Consider the following 16663-nt stretch of genomic DNA (forward strand, 5'->3'; position numbering starts at 1 on the left):
GGAAACTCAACGCACAAACGTCCACTTTGTGGACATTGTGCGCCCGCCCTTGCAGTAAATCCAGCCAATCGCGCTGCGCCTGCGGCTTGCGTTCTTGGGGATTTACATAGTAAACTCAACGCACAAACGTCCACTTTGTGGACATTGTGCGCCCGTCCTTGCAGTAAATCCAGCCAATCACGCTGCGCCTGCGGCTTGCGTTCTTGGGGATTTAATAGTAAAAATCAGTAAGGAGGTCATCAACATGGAAAATTTTGTCGTCATCGATCTCGGCTCGAACTCCATCCGCCTGCGCATCACGCAGATCACCGAGGGGAATTTTCTGCGCGTCACGCACCAGCTCAAGGAATACGTCCGCCTGTCGGAGAACATGGGCCCGGAGCGCATCCTCCAGAAAGTACCCATGGACCGCACGCTCGAGGCCCTGAAAAAATTCAAGGGCATCATCGACGGCCTGCCGAACACCCATGTCGTCGCCATCGGCACGGCCGCGACGCGTCAGGCCAAGAACCAGAAGGAATTCCTCAAGCGCGTCAAAAACGAGACAGGGCTCAGCCTGGAGGTCATCTCCGGCGAGCGGGAGGCCTACCTCGACTACCTTGGCGCCGCCCACACCCTGCCGCTGCACAACTGCCTCCTCATGGATACCGGCGGCGCGAGCACCGAGCTCATCCTCGTGCAGGACGGCAAGCCCGTGAACCTCACGAGCCTGCCGTTCGGCTCCGTCACGATCTCTCAGCGCTTCCACCTCGAGGACCGCATCACAGCGGCCAGCCTGTTCCAGGCGATGACCGTCGTCGAAAAGGCCCTCTCCAACCTCGACTGGCTCCTGAGCGCCCACAAAATCCCGCTCGTCTGCCTCGGCGGCTCGAACCGCACCCTCGCGAAGATCGCGCGCAACCGCTGGCACACTGATGCGGGCGACGTCCCCGACATCCACGGCTTCACACTGCCGGCCGATGACGCGACGGACATCATGACCGACCTCATCTCCCGTGACCGCGCGGGGCGCGAAGACATCTCCGGCCTCACGAGCGACCGCTCCGACGTCATCGTCGGCGGTCTGACGCCGCTCGTGCTCATCCTGCGCATCTGCCACATCGGTGAGATCGTCTTCTCGAACCACGGCCTGCGCGAAGGCTGCCTCTTCGAATATCTCGCCAAGCGCCAGGCAGAGCACAAGGCCGCGCCGCCGGCCTTCCACATCCCCGCGCCGCCCCAGGCGACCATCGTCACCATCGATGACATCGCGAGCGGCCGCATCGCCCCGCCCCCCGGCACCAACGCATCAGAAATCACGCCGAGCAAGCACAGCAAGAAAAAGGCGAAGAAGAACAAGAAAAAGAGCGGCGGCGGCAAAAAGAAATAAGGAACTGCGGAGCAAGAATGCGCATCAAATCGTCCGTCATCCCCCTTCATCGTCCGTCAAGGAAAAATACTTGCGCCCATCCTGTCTTTGTGCTATACTATCCATATTGTGTGCGAGAGCGTCCTGTTCTCCACGAACCATTTGAAATCAAAACCCAGATTTCAACGTAAGGAGGTGTAACACACATGGCACATGTTTGCGAAGTCTGCAACAAAGGTGAGCTGTCTGGCAACAACGTCAGCCACTCCCACCTGAAGACGAAGCGTTCCTGGAAGCCGAACATCCAACGCGTCCGCGCAGTGGTTGACGGCGAGGTGAAGCGCATCAACGTCTGCACGCGCTGCCTGCGTTCCGGCAAGGTGGAACGCGCCCTCTGATTCATGGTTTTGCGCAAAATCAAGAATTTGATAAAGAAGAGGTACGAGCCGATGGCTCGTACCTCTTCTTTTCTTTTAGGAACCGCTGATTAAATGAGGTGCTCCGGATTTACGTGGATGCGCTGTATCTCTCTAGGAGACAAACCGCAGGCGTAGCCGAAGCTACGCTGAGGATTTGTCGACGACGAGAGGACAGTGCAGACGCGTGAAGACGGAGTGCCGAATGAATCAGTGGTTCCTTTATTTTCAAGGGAGCAGCGCCCGCAGGCCCGCCTCGTCGAGCACGGGGATGCCGAGCGTCTGCGCCTTCTGGAGCTTGCTGCCTGCGGCCTCGCCCGCGACGAGGTAGTCCGTCTTCTTTGAGACAGAGCCTGTGACGCGGCCGCCGTGCGCCTCGATGAGCGCGGCGCACTCCTTGCGTCCGAGCGTCGGCAGCGTGCCCGTGATCACGAATGTCTTGCCGCCGAGCGTATCGTCGAGCGCCGCTGCCTGCTCCGCCTCCATACGCACGCCCTGCGCGGCCATATCGGCAATCTGCCGCCGATTCTCCTCGTCGGCAAAGAACTGCACGATGGCGCGCGCGCTGATGTCTCCCATGTCGCGAACCGCGAGCAGCGCCGTCTCATCCGCCGCCATGAGCGCCTGTACTGAATGGAAGTTGCGCATGAGCTCGCGCGCCGCCGCACGGCCGATGCCCGGAATGCCGAAACCTGTGACGAGCCGCTCGGGCGCATTTTCCTTGCTCGCCTCGATGGCCGCGAGCAGCTTGTCCGTATTCTTCTCCTTGCCGACGATGCCCTCCGCGAGCAGCGCATCCCTGTGCTCGCGCAGATGATAGATATCCGCGATGCTCTGCAGGTAGCCCTTTTCGATGAGCGCATGCACCGCGGCCTCGCCGAAGCCCTTGATATCCATCGCGCCGCGGCTCACGAAGTTCAGCAGGTGGTTCTCGAGCTGCGCGGGGCAGCTCGGATTCTGACACTTGATATCCGCCGTGTCCTCCATGCGCACGGCAGGCGCGCCGCAGACGGGGCAGCGGTCGCCGATGCAGAACGGCACCGTGCCAGAGGGACGCTTCTCCCTCACGACCTCCTTGATTTTCGGGATGATCTCGCCGGACTTATAGACGCGCACCGTATCGCCGACGCGCACGTCGAGCGCGTCGATGAAGTCCTGGTTGTGCAGCGTCGCGCGCTCGACGCTCGTGCCGCAGAGGCGGATGGGATCGAACACAGCGGTCGGCGTGATCCTGCCTGTGCGCCCGACGGAGAGCTGAATGTCGCGGATGACCGTCTCCTTTTCCTCTGGCGGGTATTTATAAGCGATGGCCCAGCGCGGAACCTTGCTCGTCGCGCCGAGCTTCTCGCGATCGCTGAGGCTGTTGAGCTTCACGACCGCGCCGTCGATATCATAGGGCAGGCTGCCGCGGCGCTCGCCGATGGCCTCGATGGCTGCCCAGACCTCATCCGCCGTATGGCAGACGCGATAGCCCTGGATCGTTTTGATGCCCTGGCTGTGCATGTAGTCGTAAGCCTCCGTATGCGTCGCGAACGTCCGCCCCTCTGCCTTCTGCAGATTGAAGACGAAAAGCGACAGCCCCCGCTCCTTCGTGATGCGGCTGTCGAGCTGGCGCAGCGTCCCCGCCGCGCAGTTGCGCGGATTCGCGAACGGACGCAGGCCGAGCAGCTCCTGCCGCTCGTTCACGCGGTCGAAGGCCGCCTTTTCCATATAGACCTCGCCGCGGATCTCAAAGTACGGCAGCTTGTCCGCGAGATGCTGCCGCACATCGGCGATCACGCGCGCGTTCTCCGTGACGTCCTCCCCCTGCACGATGCCGTCACCGCGCGTGATGGCCCGCTCGAGCTCGCCGTCTCGATAGCGCAGCGCCAGCGAGAGACCGTCGATCTTCTCCTCGACGACGAACTCCGGTGCCGCAAGCTCCTGCTGCAGCTCCGCCACGAACGCGTCGATCTCCGCACGCGAGAAGACATCCGCGAGCGAGAGCATCGGCACATCGTGCTTCACGAGCACGCCCGCCGTACGCATCGCCTTGCCGCCGACCAGCTGCGTCGGCGAATTCTTCGTGATGAGCTCCGGATACGCCTTTTCGATTTCCTTGAGCCGGAGCATGAGCTGGTCATACTCATAGTCCGAGATCTCCGGATTGTCTTCGTTATAGTAACGGTTATTATGGTAGCGAATCTGCTTGCGCAGGGACGCAAGCTCGCGCTTGACCTCTTTCATATCGTTTGTCATGCTGCTCTCGTTCTCCTCTCCCGTTCGGGGTGTTACTTCCTTATTATACCATAGGGCCGAGGCGGGCAGGGCGGGAAAAGATTGCTTTCCGTGAAAAAATGACGTATAGTAACATCAGGGAAAGACGCTGCCCAGCACTGCCTACGGTCGCGTCTCCTGATTGCTACGCGCCTTTCGCGCCGCCCGCGAAGCATCCGCCCTGCCGAGGGAATTTTCCTGCCCCCGGGCGGCTGGCATGCGGCTTCACGAATGGAATCCCCGATTCCTTCGGCGCTTTTCAAACTCTGGAGGTATGTCAAATGAAATTCCGTTTCGCACATAACAACTTCAACGTCCTCGACCTCGAGCGCAGCCTGAAATTCTACAAGGAGGCGCTCGGCTTCGAGGAATCCCGCCGCCTGAACGCTCCTGATTTCACGCTCGTCTACCTCTCCGACGGCGGCCAGACGCCGCACGAGCTCGAGCTCACCTGGCTCCACGACCGCAAGAAGCCCTATGACCTCGGCGAGAACGAATTCCACCTCGCCGTCACAGCGGACGACTTCGACGCCGCACACAAGAAGCACCAGGAGATGGGCTGCATCTGCTACGAAAACCTCGCGATGGGCATCTACTTCATCGCTGATCCGGATGGCTACTGGATCGAGATCCTGCCGCAAAAGTAAATACCATAACGCGCAAACGGCTGCTGCGGAACCTCCGCAGCAGCCGTTTGTTGCCTTCCCCCGTTCAGTCTCTCTTTTACGATTTTTCGTGTTTCCGTTTCCATGCTTTTATTTCCTTCAGCCGCTGCGCAAAGCGGCCTTCCAATCCTTCCTGAGTGGGGTGGTAATAGCTCCGCCCCCGCAGGGATTCCGGCAGGCATTCCATGTTGGTGAGCTTGTCCCGTGCATCATGGGCATACTGGTAGCCCTTGCCGTAGTCCAGATCCTTCATCAGGCGGGTCACACCATTGCGCAGGTGCAGCGGCACGGGTTCGGCCTGACGCTCTGCGGCATCCTTGCGGGCCATGCCATAAGCCACATAAAGCGCATTGGACTTGGGCGCCAGGGACATATAGACCACGGCCTGCGTGAGATGCACCGTACACTCAGGCATGCCGATGAAATGACACGCCTGATACGCCGCCACGGCAATCTCCAAGGCCCTCGGGTCGGCAAGTCCGATGTCCTCGCTGGCAAAGCGGGTGATTCTCCGTGCTACATAGAGAGGATCCTCTCCTCCCTCCAGCATCCGTGCCAGCCAGTACACCGCCGCATCAGGATCGGAGTTGCGCATAGACTTGTGCAAAGCAGAGATGATGTTGTAATGCTCCTTCCCATCCTTATCATAGAGAAGCAGTTTGCGGGAGGTGCATTGCGCTACATCTTCCTCCGTAATCGTCAGTTTCCCGTTTTCATCCGTAGCATTCAGTGCTGCCATCTCCAGGGTGGAAAGCGCCTTGCGTGCATCGCCATTGGCGAAAGCTGCCAATTTTTTCAGCAGAGCAGGTGCGATCTCCACCTGCTGTCCGCCAAAGCTCCGCTCATCTCTCAGGGCACGCTGCAGGAGGGCTTCGATATCCGCCTCTGACAAGGCTTTCAGCACGAAGACCTTGCAGCGGGATAAGAGTGCGCCATTGACCTCGAAAGAAGGATTCTCCGTAGTGGCACCGATCAGGATAATGCTGCCCTTCTCCACGAAGGGCAGGAAAGCATCCTGCTGAGCCTTGTTGAAGCGGTGAATCTCATCGACAAACACGATGGTCTGTTCGCCGTAAAGCCTGTTGCTTTCGGCCTTTTTCATAACCTCGCGGATCTCCTTGATCCCGCTGGTCACCGCCGAGAAATTGATGAAGCGGGCCTTGGTCATTCGGGCGATGACGCCAGCCAGGGTGGTCTTGCCCACGCCCGGCGGCCCCCAGAAGATCATAGAGGAAATGCTGTCCTGCTCAATGAGCTTCCGCAGCACCTTGCCCTTGCCCAGCAGATGCTGCTGTCCCACGATTTCCTCCAAGTTGCGGGGCCTGATCCGTGCCGCCAGCGGCTCCGGCACTTCCTTTTCAAAAAGAGACGACGTTTCCATAAGCTCACTCCTGCACCAAAATCCAGCTTCCATCATTTTCATAAAAAGGTATTTGCCTGTCCCTCAAGGCAACGTCTTCCTGAAAACAGCCTCACACGGTATCATCGCTTTTCCATGAATTTGCCAGTCAGGCTGTCCGGATTCTGACGAATGTTATCAGGCGTGCCACACGCGATGATCCGACCGCCTTCCTTGCCGCCGCCTGGCCCCATGTCAATGATGTAATCGGCATTCTCTATCACATCAAGATCGTGTTCGATGACCACCACCGTAGCACCATGATCTATCAATGTCTGAAAAACATGCAGAAGCGTTTTCACATCCTGCGGATGCAGGCCGATCGTCGGCTCATCGAAAACAAATACGGAATCACTCTGTCCTTTCCCCATCTCACTGGCAAGCTTTAACCGCTGCGCTTCTCCGCCGGACAGCCCCGGCGTTCCCTCGCCGAGCGTCAGGTAGCCAAGTCCGAGGTCGTGCAGCACCCGCAGGCGCTGCTGCAGCACCCTGAAGCCTTCGAGTACATGCAGAGCCTGATCCACGCTCATATTCATGAGTTCCGGCAGGCTGTATTCGTTACCATCCTTCGCCCTGCGGAGGATGGTGAACGCCTCTTTGCTGTATCGAGAGCCCCGGCAGTCCGGGCATGGAATCTTCACATCTGGCAAAAACTGGACATCCAGAGAGATTTCTCCTGTTCCGTCGCAGGTCGGGCAACGGAGTTTTCCTGTATTATACGAGAACGCACCTGCCTTGAAGGCATGTTCCTTCGCATAGTTCGTTTTCGCGTATACTTTTCTGAGCTCATCATGGACATTCGCATACGTCGCTACCGTCGAGCGCACATTGATGCCAATCGGCGTGGCATCGATCAGCTTGACCTGCGCAATCCCTTCCGCCTCAATGCGTTTGATATGTTCCGGCAGTTTCTGCCCGCTGATTTCGGCCTTCAGTGCCGGAATCAGGCTTTCGAGTACCATCGTTGTCTTTCCGGAGCCGGAAACGCCCGTCACCACAGTAAGGCGCCCCATCGGGATCCGCACATCCAAGGGATGCACAGTGTGGATAGCTCCCGTTTCCAGATGAATGACTCCTTTCTCAAACATGGCTTTCTCCTGCATGACCAGACGGATTCTCGATTGATACTGATCGGAAAGATACGGCCCGATGACGGATTCCGGATTTTCAGAAACAGCCTCAATCCTTCCCTCGGAAATAACCTCCCCGCCGTCCGCGCCAGCGCCCTTTCCCATCTCGATCATCCAATCGGCATGCTTCAGAACCTGCGTATCATGATCGACGAGGATGACAGAGTTGCCGTCCGCCTTCAGATCGTCCATGACACCGGTCAGCCCCTTGAGATTATAAGGATGAAGGCCAATGGACGGCTCATCGAGAACATAGAGAACACCTGTCGTGCGGTTGCGGACAGCCCTGGCAAGCTGCACACGCTGCCGCTCACCGGTGGAAAGCGTCGAAGCCGCCCGATCCAGTGATAAATATCCAAGTCCCAAGTCCATCAGCCGCTTTGAGACATCCATGAAGGATTCACAGATTTTTTCCGCCATGGGACGCATCTCTTCCGGGAGCGATGCCGGAACCCCTTGCACCCAGGGAATCAGTTCCGAAAGCGTCATGGCAGCTGCTTCATCCAACCCGATGCCCTGAAGCCGCGGCGCACGGGCGGCTTCCGACAGCCTTGTCCCATGGCAATCGGGGCAGACGTCTTCTTCCAGATATTTTTCGAGCCGCTTCATTCCCTTTTCATCCTTGACTTTGGCAAGGGAATTCTTCACGGAATTGACCGCGCTATAATAGTTGAAATCCATCTCCGCCGGTTCCAGCGTCTTCGGATTAACATAGTGAATGTGGTGTTTTTTCAGCTCGCCGTGGTAGACGATTTCCTTTTCCTCCGGCGTCAGATCACGAAACGGCACATCTGTGCGCACGCCCATCGTGCGCACAATATCCTTCATCAGCGACCACATGAGCGTTCCCCAGACAACCACTGCCCCTTCATCAATCGTCTTGGAATCATCCGGCACCAGGGAGGCCTCATTCACAGTCTGGACGACTCCCGTTCCGCCACAGGTCGGACATGCACCAGTACTGTTGAAAGCAAGTTCCTCCGCTCCGGGGCCATAGAAATTCTCTCCGCAGACCGGACAGGTAATTTCCTGCATGGCAGCAACCGAAAGAGACGGCGCGCAATAATGCCCATTGGGACAGCGGTGGCTTGCCAGCCGGGAAAACATGAGCCGCAGACTATTGAGCAGCTCCGACAGCGTTCCGAACGTACTGCGGATGCCGGGAACGCCCGGTCGCTGGCGCAGTGCCAGCGCCGCCGGTACATATCTGACCTCCTCTACGTCTGCCCGTTCCGCCTGCGTCATCCTACGGCGCGTGTAGGTAGACAGGGATTCAAGATACCTGCGGGATCCCTCCGCATACAGTGCACCAAGCGCGAGCGACGACTTCCCTGACCCGGAAACACCGGCAATCGCTACGATCTCATGCAGCGGGATATCCACATCAATATTTTTCAGGTTATGAACCTTTGCGCCGCGCACCTCGATGCACCTTGGCAGCACGTTTCTTTTTTCATCGCGTATGGACATGAGCGGCTCCTTTCCAATTCCTACGATATATCGAGCGCGGCGCACAAACGCGCGCTGCAGCAGCGCGCGCCAGCCCTCATAAAAAAAGCCGGACAAGACTGCGGCAAAACCGCCATCTTACCGGCGCGAGATAGCTCAGATGAACGGAGCATCTGAGAAAAGACAAGCGTGCGTGACGGAAGCTCCCGCGAGGCGTACGGTGCAGTTGTAGAAACTGCTACCTCGCGCTGCGAGCGGCCAGACAGTCCCATCGCAGTCTATCCGCTGTCTCAGGAGAGCAGCGCCTCGACCTGTTCCTTCGGGATGAGGCCCACGGATTGCTTGCCCTGGCGGCCACCCTCGAAGACGATGAGCATGGGGATGCTCATGACTTGGAACTGCTCCGCGAGTTCCGGCTGCTCATCCACATTGACCTTCCCGACCTTGAGCTCCGGATGCGCTGCCGCCACCTGGTCCACCACCGGGGAGAGCATGCGGCACGGGCCGCACCACGGTGCCCAGAAATCGACGAGCACCTTGCCCTCCGCCTTGAGAACCTCCTGCTCGAAATTTTCCTGCGTGAGTTCAACTGCTGCCATGAATAAGACTCCTTTCTCGGCAGGCGGCGCCATATGCTATCGTCCGCGCCGCCCGTTGCTTTCATCGTCTATCCTATCAATTTCCTCTCCGCTGCACAGTGATTGGCTCACGCAGGCATCCGGCGGCCCCTAGAGAACCCAGATGGCCGCGCGACCACTGGATCGCAGACGCGTAACAGCAGGAGCGGCATCCGGCGCCTGCTGGCCATCAGCCGAGTGCGACATCGAGCGCCATCATGAGCGTGAAGCCGACGGCGAAGCAGACGACGCCGACATCGGAATGCGTCCCCTCGCTCATCTCCGGGATGAGCTCCTCGACGACGACATAGAGCATGGCTCCCGCGGCGAACGCGAGCAGATACGGCAGCACCGGCACGACGAAGCTCGCCGCGAGGATCGTGAGCGCGCCGCCCACAGGCTCCACAGCACCAGAGAGCACACCGAGCACGAAAGCCCGCGCACGGCTCGCGCCCGACGCCCGCAGCGGCATCGAGACAATGGCACCCTCTGGGAAATTCTGAATCGCGATGCCGACGGAGAGCGCGATCGCCGCGCTGAAGGAAATGTCGCCGCCACCCGCGAGCCACCCAGCGAGCACAACGCCGACCGCCATGCCCTCAGGGATGTTGTGCAGCGTCACCGCGAGCGCCATCATGACGGTCTTCGAGAAATGGCTCTGCGGCCCCTCCGCCTGCTCTGCATGAAGGTGCAGATGCGGTATCAGGTGATCGAGCGCAAGCAGGAAGAGCGTCCCCACCCAGAAGCCGATGACCGCGGGCAGGAACGACCAGCTGCCGAGCGACGCGCTCTCCTCCATCGCGGGAATCAGCAAGCTCCAGACAGAGGCTGCGACCATCACGCCCGCAGCAAAGCCCATGAGCGCCTTCTGCACCCGCGCCGAAAGTTCCTTCTTCATCACGAACACGCACGCAGCACCGAGGCTCGTGCCAAGAAACGGGATGAGGAGTCCCGCCAAAAGTTCTTTTTCTATCATCGCGCACCTCCTGAAAAAATCACAAAATTACATGCACAAACGTCCACTTCGTGGACATTGTACGCCCGCCCTTAGAGGATTTCCAGCCAATCGCGCTGCGCCTGCGGCTTGCGCTCTTGGTGATTTACATCATAAAACGCCGACAGTAAGATGTCCCTTTTAGGATACCATACCTGTCAGCGTTTTGTCACGAAATGCTATGCCACGCTCAGCCCTCGGGCAGGACGGCCGTCACTGCCTCGTGCGCCATCTCGATGGCGAGGCTGAGTTCCTCGCGCGTGATATTGAGCGGCGGATTGAAATAGAGGATGTCGCCGAGCGGCCGCAGTACGAGGCCGAGCGACAGCGCCTTCTTGTAGATGGCGTAGCCCGTGCGCCGGCGCGCGTCGAGCGGCTCCTTCGTCGCCGGATCTTTCACGAGCTCGATGGCGTGGATGAGGCCGATGTGGCGGATCTCGCCGACATTCGGATGCGCGCCGAATGTCTTCGCAAGCTCCGCCGTGAGCCACTTGGCGTTCTGCGCGGCCGTCTCGAGCACATGCTGCTCCTCAAGCACGCGCTGCACGGCGAGCGCCGCCGCGCAGCCGAGCGGATTACCCGCGTAGGTGTGGCTGTGGACGAACGCGTGCCCCGTGCCGTAATCGTCGTAGAATGCGTCGTAGATCTCATCGGAGACACAGGTCACGGACATCGGCAGGTAACCGCCTGTGAGCCCTTTCGAGATGCACATGACATCAGGACTGATGCCCGCCTGGTCACAGGCGAACATCGTCCCCGTGCGCCCGAAGCCCGTTGCGATCTCGTCAGCGATGAGCTTGACATCGCAGCGGTCGCAGAGCGCGCGCAGTTTTTTGAGATAGAGCGGCGGATAGATGCGCATACCCGCGCTGCCCTGCAGGAGCGGCTCGACAATCATCGCCGCCGTCTCTTGCGCGTGTGCGGCGAACGCCTGCTCGGCCTTCTCGAAGCACTCGCATGCGCAACTTTCGCGCTGTTTTCCGTACGGGCACCGATAGCAGTCCGGCGCTTCGACATGGATGTTCTCCATCATCATCGGCTGATAGAGCTTCGCGTAGAGATCCATGCTGCCGACCGAGAGCGCGCCGATCGTCTCGCCATGGTATCCCTCCGAGAGGCACATGAAGCGCTGCTTCTCCGGCTTCCCGGTCTGATGATAGAACTGAAAACACATCTTGAGGGCTGCCTCAACCGAGGACGAGCCATTGTCATTGAAATGGAACTTATTGATCCGCGCGGGCGTGATGTCCGCGAGCTTCTCCGCCAGCTCGATGGCAGGACGATGGGAAAAATTCGCGAAAATCACATGCTCGAGCTTGTCGATCTGCTCCTTGATAGCCGCATTGATATCAGGATTCGCGTGCCCGAGCAGATTGGCCCACCAGGAACTCACGATGTCGAGGTATTTCTTGCCATGGATATCATAGAGCCAGACACCGCGGCCGTGGTCGATGACCATCGGCGGCAGCGTCTCGTAATCCTTCATCTGCGAGCAGGGATGCCAGATATGCGCGAGATCCCGCTCCTCCCAGGTTTTCGTCATTTTCTCTCCTCTTTCCCAATACGAACATTCTCCTACCGGCGCATCGTGCCTCTCTCAAGCATAGAGCGCCGCGAGCTCCGCTGCGTCCATGCGGAGCTCTTTGTCGCCTGGCTGCACACGGGCGAGCACGGGCACCTGCGTCATCTCCTCGACCATGCGGGCATTGTCCTCCTCCATGAAATCGCCCGGATGGCAATGATTGAAGATGATGCCGCGCACAGGAATCTCCCGCGCGCGCAAGTGCTCGATGGTGAGCACGACAGCGTTGATCGTGCCGAGCCCCGCATCGGCGATGACGAGCGTGCCGAGGCCGAGGTCTTTCACGAGGTCGTCGAGCACGACATGCTGCGTCTCGTCCCAGCGCAGCGGACAGATAATGCCGCCGCTCCCCTCCATCGTGAGATAATCATAGCGCGTGAGCGCCGCTTGGAAATCGCGCCGCACTTTGTCGAAATCGATGGGCATGCCGCTGCGCTGCGCTGCGAGATGCGGCGAGACAGCCTCCTCGTAAATGTAGGAAACGAGATGAGGCATCGTCTCGCCGAGCCCCGCGACCTCGTTGACATGGAGCGCATCCCCCGGCAGGAGCCGTCCCGCCGCATCGCGCTCAGCGCCAGAAAGCGCCGCCTTGTAATAGCCTGCGTGCATGCCCGCGTCACGCAGGCATTTCACAATGAGTCCCGTGACGTACGTCTTGCCGATGTCCGTCCCCGTACCTGTGATGAAAAGACCTTTTCCCATCGCTCATGCCTCCTTTGCCGCGAGTGGCTCCGCCTTTGCGGGTGCCGGCATCACCCAGAGGCCCGCCGCATGACAGCGCAGACCAAGCGCCGCCGCCGCCACGCAGAGCAGGAAATCCGGCGGCGCCTGCAGGATGCCGCAGTAAAAAATCGCCGCCCAGAGCGCAATCGGCGCATCGAGAACGAAATTCGAGAATACGTAGAACCAGCTGATGCCGAGGAGATAAACGACCGCCATGCCGAGGAGGTTCACGAGCAGCAGGCTGCGGAAGCTCACCTGCGCCACGCGCCGCGCGTACCGCCCGCAGAGCCACGCCTGCACCACGAAGCCGATGAGATAGCCGAACGTCGGCTGCAGCACATACGACGGGCCGCCGCCCGAGGCAAAGACCGGCACACCGAGCAGGCCGAGCGCGATATAGACGAGGACGGCCAGCGCGCCGAGGCGCGCACCGAGCAGCAGCCCCGCGAGCAGCGTGAACAGGAACTGCAGCGTGTAGACATCCGTCCCCACAGGGATCCGCACGAACGTGCCGACTGTGATGAGCGCGACAAAGAGAGCGCAGAGCACAAGCTCGCGCGTTTTCATGTGTTTCATCGAAAAAACACTCCTTTCATCTCACTCGTATTATCATACACTTAGAAAAAGCTATCGTCAACTATTTTATATATAAGGTTGACGATGATGTTCCACGTTCCGCAATTCTACGACGGTATGATCCAGCTTTCCCGCCGATCCTGTCCGTGTTCATGATTCCAGCATATCAAAACGGGCGGCAGACCGTACGTCTGCCGCCCGTTGCTTGGCGTCTGATCAGAACTTCAGAGAAAGCCCGAAGCCGACACCATCCTCGTGGTGTCCTTCATCCGGTTTGAAGTTGTGGTAATTGATGTTCGCGTCGATGTTCGCGATGAGGTTCTTGTTGATGCCGACCTGCGTCTCGTTGAAATCCTTGCCGGCAACATAGGAAGCATACGCCTCGAAACCGAAAACCTTCGGCGTGCTCACAGCCGCGCCGATATAGGCGTTGTGCTTGTCACCCGGCAGGTTCCAGCGATAGCCGCCGATGGCCTTGACCTCTGAGCCGATGAGATCGTACTGCAGATAGACAGCGTCCTGGTTCTGGTACTCATCACGATCCATGTATTCATAGCCAACGGTCGCCTTGCCCGTGACCTTGTGCTCGATATAGGCACCTTTCGTGTTCGCGCCGATGGCCGTCTCATGGTTCGCCATCTGGTTGACCGGTGCCGCGAGGGCCGGCACGGTGAGCAGGCTGGCCGCAAGTGTCATAGCTGCGATGCGTTTCATTTTCTTCATGTTCATACCTCCAAAAATTTCTCAAAAGCACTTCTATCTTGCCTGTCCCATGCCTCATGGCTTTTTGGTCAGGCAATGGAAAACGGGTCAAACCGCCCGGTAATCCCCATAAAGACACAGCTCGTAACGCGCTGCCAGAACATCATCCAAATGACACGGGGTCGCGAGTTCGAGTCTCGTTTTCCGCTCCAGACTCGTGACGCGCTGCCAGAACATCATCCAAATGACAGCGGCGGAAAGGAGTGTAGTGGCAGGGGCAGTTCCTCAAGAGGGCCGCCTGGCTGCCGCGTCCTCCCTGAGGAGCTGCTCTAAAAGCGCCTGCGTCAGATCCTCTTCCGAGTAGACGCGGATGCCGTGCGCCGTGAGCAGCGCGGCGGCAACACCCATGCCCGGCTGCTTCCTGCCGTCGAAATCGCCGGTATGGACGACGTGAACGCCGCAGGAAGGACTGCTCTCCTTGAGGATGGCCGTCCTGATCTCGTAGGTTTCAGCGATCTTCAGCACCTTCTGCGCCCCCGCAATCAGGTACTCCGTCGTATCGAGCCCATTCCGGTCGACAGCCTTCCCCTTGCCGACCAGCAAGGCTGCGCCCGTCACATGGCAGAGTTCCATGGGCGGCCGCGGCACAGGCAGCAGGGCGAAGCACTCTGGGCAGACGGCAAGGAACTGTCCCCTTTCGTGATACTGCATGATGAGGTCATGCGTGTTCGTGCCACCGTCGTACTTGACGCGATGACCAAGGAGACAAGCACTGACGAGGATCATCGCCGCCAACCCCCTCGCCTGGCACCATAGCTCGCGCGTGCCTCTCCGAAGGGAATGAGCCGCACACCGAGCGTGCGCACGAGCGCAGGGAAATCATCCACTGTGCCGAGCTCACGCCCCGCACAGAGCGGGATGGCCGCGCAGACGCGCGCATCCTCAAGCGCATCATGATGCTGGAATTTGAGCCCGAGGAACGCGCCCACGGTATCGAGCTTGTGATTCGCAAGCTCCGGCCACGCCTTGCGCGCGATGGCGACGGTATCTGCATAGAAGAACGTCGGCGCACGCAGGCCCGCTCCTGCCAGGCAAGAGGCGAGAACGCCCATATCGAACCGCGCGTTGTGTGCGACCACGATCTTGTTTTCCAGATGAGCGGCGAGCTCGGGCCATACGCCCGCAAAGTCTGGTGCCGTCTCCGTATCCTCGGGCGTGATGCCGTGGATCTTGATATTGAACGCGTTATAACGGTTCTCCGGCGGCCGGATGAGCGCGGAAAAGCTCTGCCGCACTCTGCCGTCCTTTATCTCGACGACGGCTACACTGCAGGCGGAGTCCCGCGCCGCTGTCGCCGTCTCAAAATCAATCGCCGCAAAGTCCATGCGCGCCTCAGTCCCTTTCCGCTTTCTTTTCCTTGAGATAGGCATCGATGGCCGCGGCCGCCTTGCGCCCCGCACCCATCGCGAGGATGACCGTCGCCGCACCCGTCACGATGTCGCCGCCCGCGAAGACGCCGGGCTTCGACGTCGCGCCCGTCTCCTCGTCCGCCGCGATGTTGCCGCGCTTCGTGAGCGCGAGCCCCGGCGTCGTCTGCGCGATGATGGGATTCGGCCCCGTGCCGATGGCGACGATGACCGTATCGACCGCGAGGGAGAACTCCGAGCCCTCGACGGGGATCGGCCGACGGCGTCCGGACGCATCCGGCTCTCCAAGCTCCATGCGGATGCAGCGCATCGCTTTCACCCAGCCGTTCTCATCGCCCTCGATAGCGACGGGGTTCGTGAGCAGGCGGAAGTCGATGCCCTCCTCCTTGGCGTGCTCTACCTCCTCTGCGCGCGCGGGCAGTTCCGCCTCGCTGCGGCGGTAGACGATGTAGACATGCTCCGCGCCGAGACGCAGCGCCGTGCGCGCCGCATCCATCGCGACGTTGCCGCCGCCGATGATGGCGGCTGTCTTGCCTACCTTGAGCGGTGTCGCGTAGTCGGGGAAACGGTACGCCTTCATGAGATTGCAGCGCGTGAGGAACTCATTGGCGGAGTAGACGCCGCTGAGGCTCTCGCCCGGAATGTTCTGGAACCGCGGCAGACCGGCACCCGTGCCGATGAAGGCCGCGTCGAATCCCTCCTCGCTGAGGAGCTCGTCCACCGTATAGAGGCGGCCCGCCACGGCGTCCGTCTCGATGGTCACACCGAGCTTCTCGAGGTTCTCGATCTCCTTCTGCACGACCTTGTCCTTCGGCAGGCGGAACTCTGGAATGCCGTAAGAGAGCACGCCGCCAGCCTTGTGCAGCGCCTCAAAAATCGTGACCTTGTAACCGCGCTTCGCGAGATCGCCCGCGCAGGAAAGCCCGGAGGGGCCGGAGCCGATGACCGCGACGCGCTGCGCATCTGGGGCTGCGGCGAAAGGCGCATCCGGCATCTCCTTAGCGAGCGCCCGATCCGCTGCGAACCGCTCGAGACGGCCGATGCCGACCGGCTCGCCCTTCTTGCCGAGGATGCAGTATTTCTCGCACTGATTCTCCTGCGGGCAGACGCGGCCGCAGACCGCAGGCAGGGAGTTCGTCTCCTTGATTTTCTCGATGGCGCCGTCATAGTCGCGTTCCTTGATCTTCGCGATGAACGCGGGGATGTCGACAGAGACCGGGCAGCCCTTGCGGCACTGCGGCACCTTGCAGTGGAGGCAGCGCTCCGCCTCCGCGACGGCCGTCTCCTCGTCGTAGCCGAGCGCGACCTCCTCGAAATTATGCGCGCGGACCTCCGGCGCCTGCACGGGCATCGGATGTTTCTTGAGTGACAGAGCCATG

At 60.0% G+C, this 16663-nt stretch carries 15 protein-coding genes; 3 read left to right on the top strand and 12 right to left on the bottom strand.

The window, feature by feature from the left end; genetic code table 11:
• Positions 1-244 precede the first annotated feature (244 nt).
• Positions 245-1369 (top strand): Ppx/GppA family phosphatase, encoded by a 1125-nt coding sequence (locus F599_RS0106230; RefSeq protein WP_019542662.1) that lies wholly within the window; start codon positions 245-247, stop codon positions 1367-1369.
• 185 nt (positions 1370-1554) lie between these two features.
• A complete protein-coding gene (gene rpmB, locus F599_RS0106235; RefSeq protein WP_019542663.1) occupies positions 1555-1746 on the top strand; it encodes a 50S ribosomal protein L28 in 192 nt (63 codons plus the stop codon).
• 246 nt (positions 1747-1992) lie between these two features.
• Here the strand turns inward: rpmB and ligA are convergent, their stop codons facing one another.
• The gene (gene ligA / locus F599_RS0106240) at positions 1993-4002 is read right to left on the bottom strand and encodes an NAD-dependent DNA ligase LigA (RefSeq protein WP_019542664.1); all 2010 of its coding nucleotides are present in this window, start codon (positions 4000-4002) and stop codon (positions 1993-1995) included.
• A 299-nt stretch (positions 4003-4301) separates the two neighbouring features.
• Between ligA and F599_RS0106245 the strand changes: the two genes are divergently transcribed.
• Entirely contained in the window at positions 4302-4667 is a 366-nt protein-coding gene (locus F599_RS0106245) for a VOC family protein (RefSeq protein ID WP_019542665.1), read from the top strand.
• 76 nt (positions 4668-4743) lie between these two features.
• Here F599_RS0106245 and F599_RS0106250 read toward each other — a convergent pair whose 3' ends face one another.
• The 11 genes from F599_RS0106250 to gltA form a co-directional block, all read right to left on the bottom strand.
• Entirely contained in the window at positions 4744-6066 is a 1323-nt protein-coding gene (locus F599_RS0106250) for a replication-associated recombination protein A (protein ID WP_026327860.1), read from the bottom strand.
• A gap of 101 nt (positions 6067-6167) precedes the next feature.
• Positions 6168-8684: an excinuclease ABC subunit UvrA gene (locus tag F599_RS0106255; protein ID WP_020700523.1), complete on the bottom strand. Its 2517-nt coding sequence runs from the start codon at positions 8682-8684 to the stop codon at positions 6168-6170.
• 269 nt (positions 8685-8953) lie between these two features.
• Positions 8954-9262 (bottom strand): thioredoxin, encoded by a 309-nt coding sequence (trxA, locus tag F599_RS0106260; RefSeq protein ID WP_019542669.1) that lies wholly within the window; start codon positions 9260-9262, stop codon positions 8954-8956.
• Between the two features lie 208 nt (positions 9263-9470).
• Positions 9471-10256, bottom strand: coding sequence for a ZIP family metal transporter (locus F599_RS0106265; RefSeq protein ID WP_019542670.1), 786 nt, complete (start codon positions 10254-10256; stop codon positions 9471-9473).
• Between the two features lie 208 nt (positions 10257-10464).
• Positions 10465-11817 carry an adenosylmethionine--8-amino-7-oxononanoate transaminase gene (gene bioA, locus F599_RS0106270; RefSeq protein WP_019542671.1) on the bottom strand — a complete coding sequence of 451 codons (1353 nt, stop codon included), beginning with the start codon at positions 11815-11817 and terminating at the stop codon, positions 10465-10467.
• Positions 11818-11871: 54 nt separating this feature from the next.
• A complete protein-coding gene (gene bioD, locus F599_RS0106275; RefSeq protein WP_019542672.1) occupies positions 11872-12558 on the bottom strand; it encodes a dethiobiotin synthase in 687 nt (228 codons plus the stop codon).
• Positions 12559-12561: 3 nt separating this feature from the next.
• Entirely contained in the window at positions 12562-13146 is a 585-nt protein-coding gene (locus F599_RS0106280; RefSeq protein ID WP_051081674.1) for a biotin transporter BioY, read from the bottom strand.
• A gap of 225 nt (positions 13147-13371) precedes the next feature.
• A complete protein-coding gene (locus tag F599_RS0106285; RefSeq protein WP_026327861.1) occupies positions 13372-13869 on the bottom strand; it encodes a hypothetical protein in 498 nt (165 codons plus the stop codon).
• A gap of 273 nt (positions 13870-14142) precedes the next feature.
• The gene (locus F599_RS0106290; RefSeq protein WP_019542675.1) at positions 14143-14643 is read right to left on the bottom strand and encodes a 2-thiouracil desulfurase family protein; all 501 of its coding nucleotides are present in this window, start codon (positions 14641-14643) and stop codon (positions 14143-14145) included.
• On the bottom strand, positions 14640-15242 hold the full coding sequence (locus F599_RS0106295) for a 3'-5' exonuclease (RefSeq protein WP_019542676.1): 603 nt from the start codon (positions 15240-15242) through the stop codon (positions 14640-14642). Before F599_RS0106295 ends, F599_RS0106290 begins: the two co-directional genes overlap by 4 nt.
• Positions 15243-15249: 7 nt before the next feature.
• Positions 15250-16662 carry an NADPH-dependent glutamate synthase gene (gene gltA, locus F599_RS0106300; protein WP_026327862.1) on the bottom strand — a complete coding sequence of 471 codons (1413 nt, stop codon included), beginning with the start codon at positions 16660-16662 and terminating at the stop codon, positions 15250-15252.
• Between the last annotated feature and the right edge of the window lies 1 nt (position 16663).

Source organism: Selenomonas bovis DSM 23594 (assembly GCF_000381005.1).
Lineage (GTDB): Bacteria > Bacillota > Negativicutes > Selenomonadales > Selenomonadaceae > Selenomonas_C > Selenomonas_C bovis.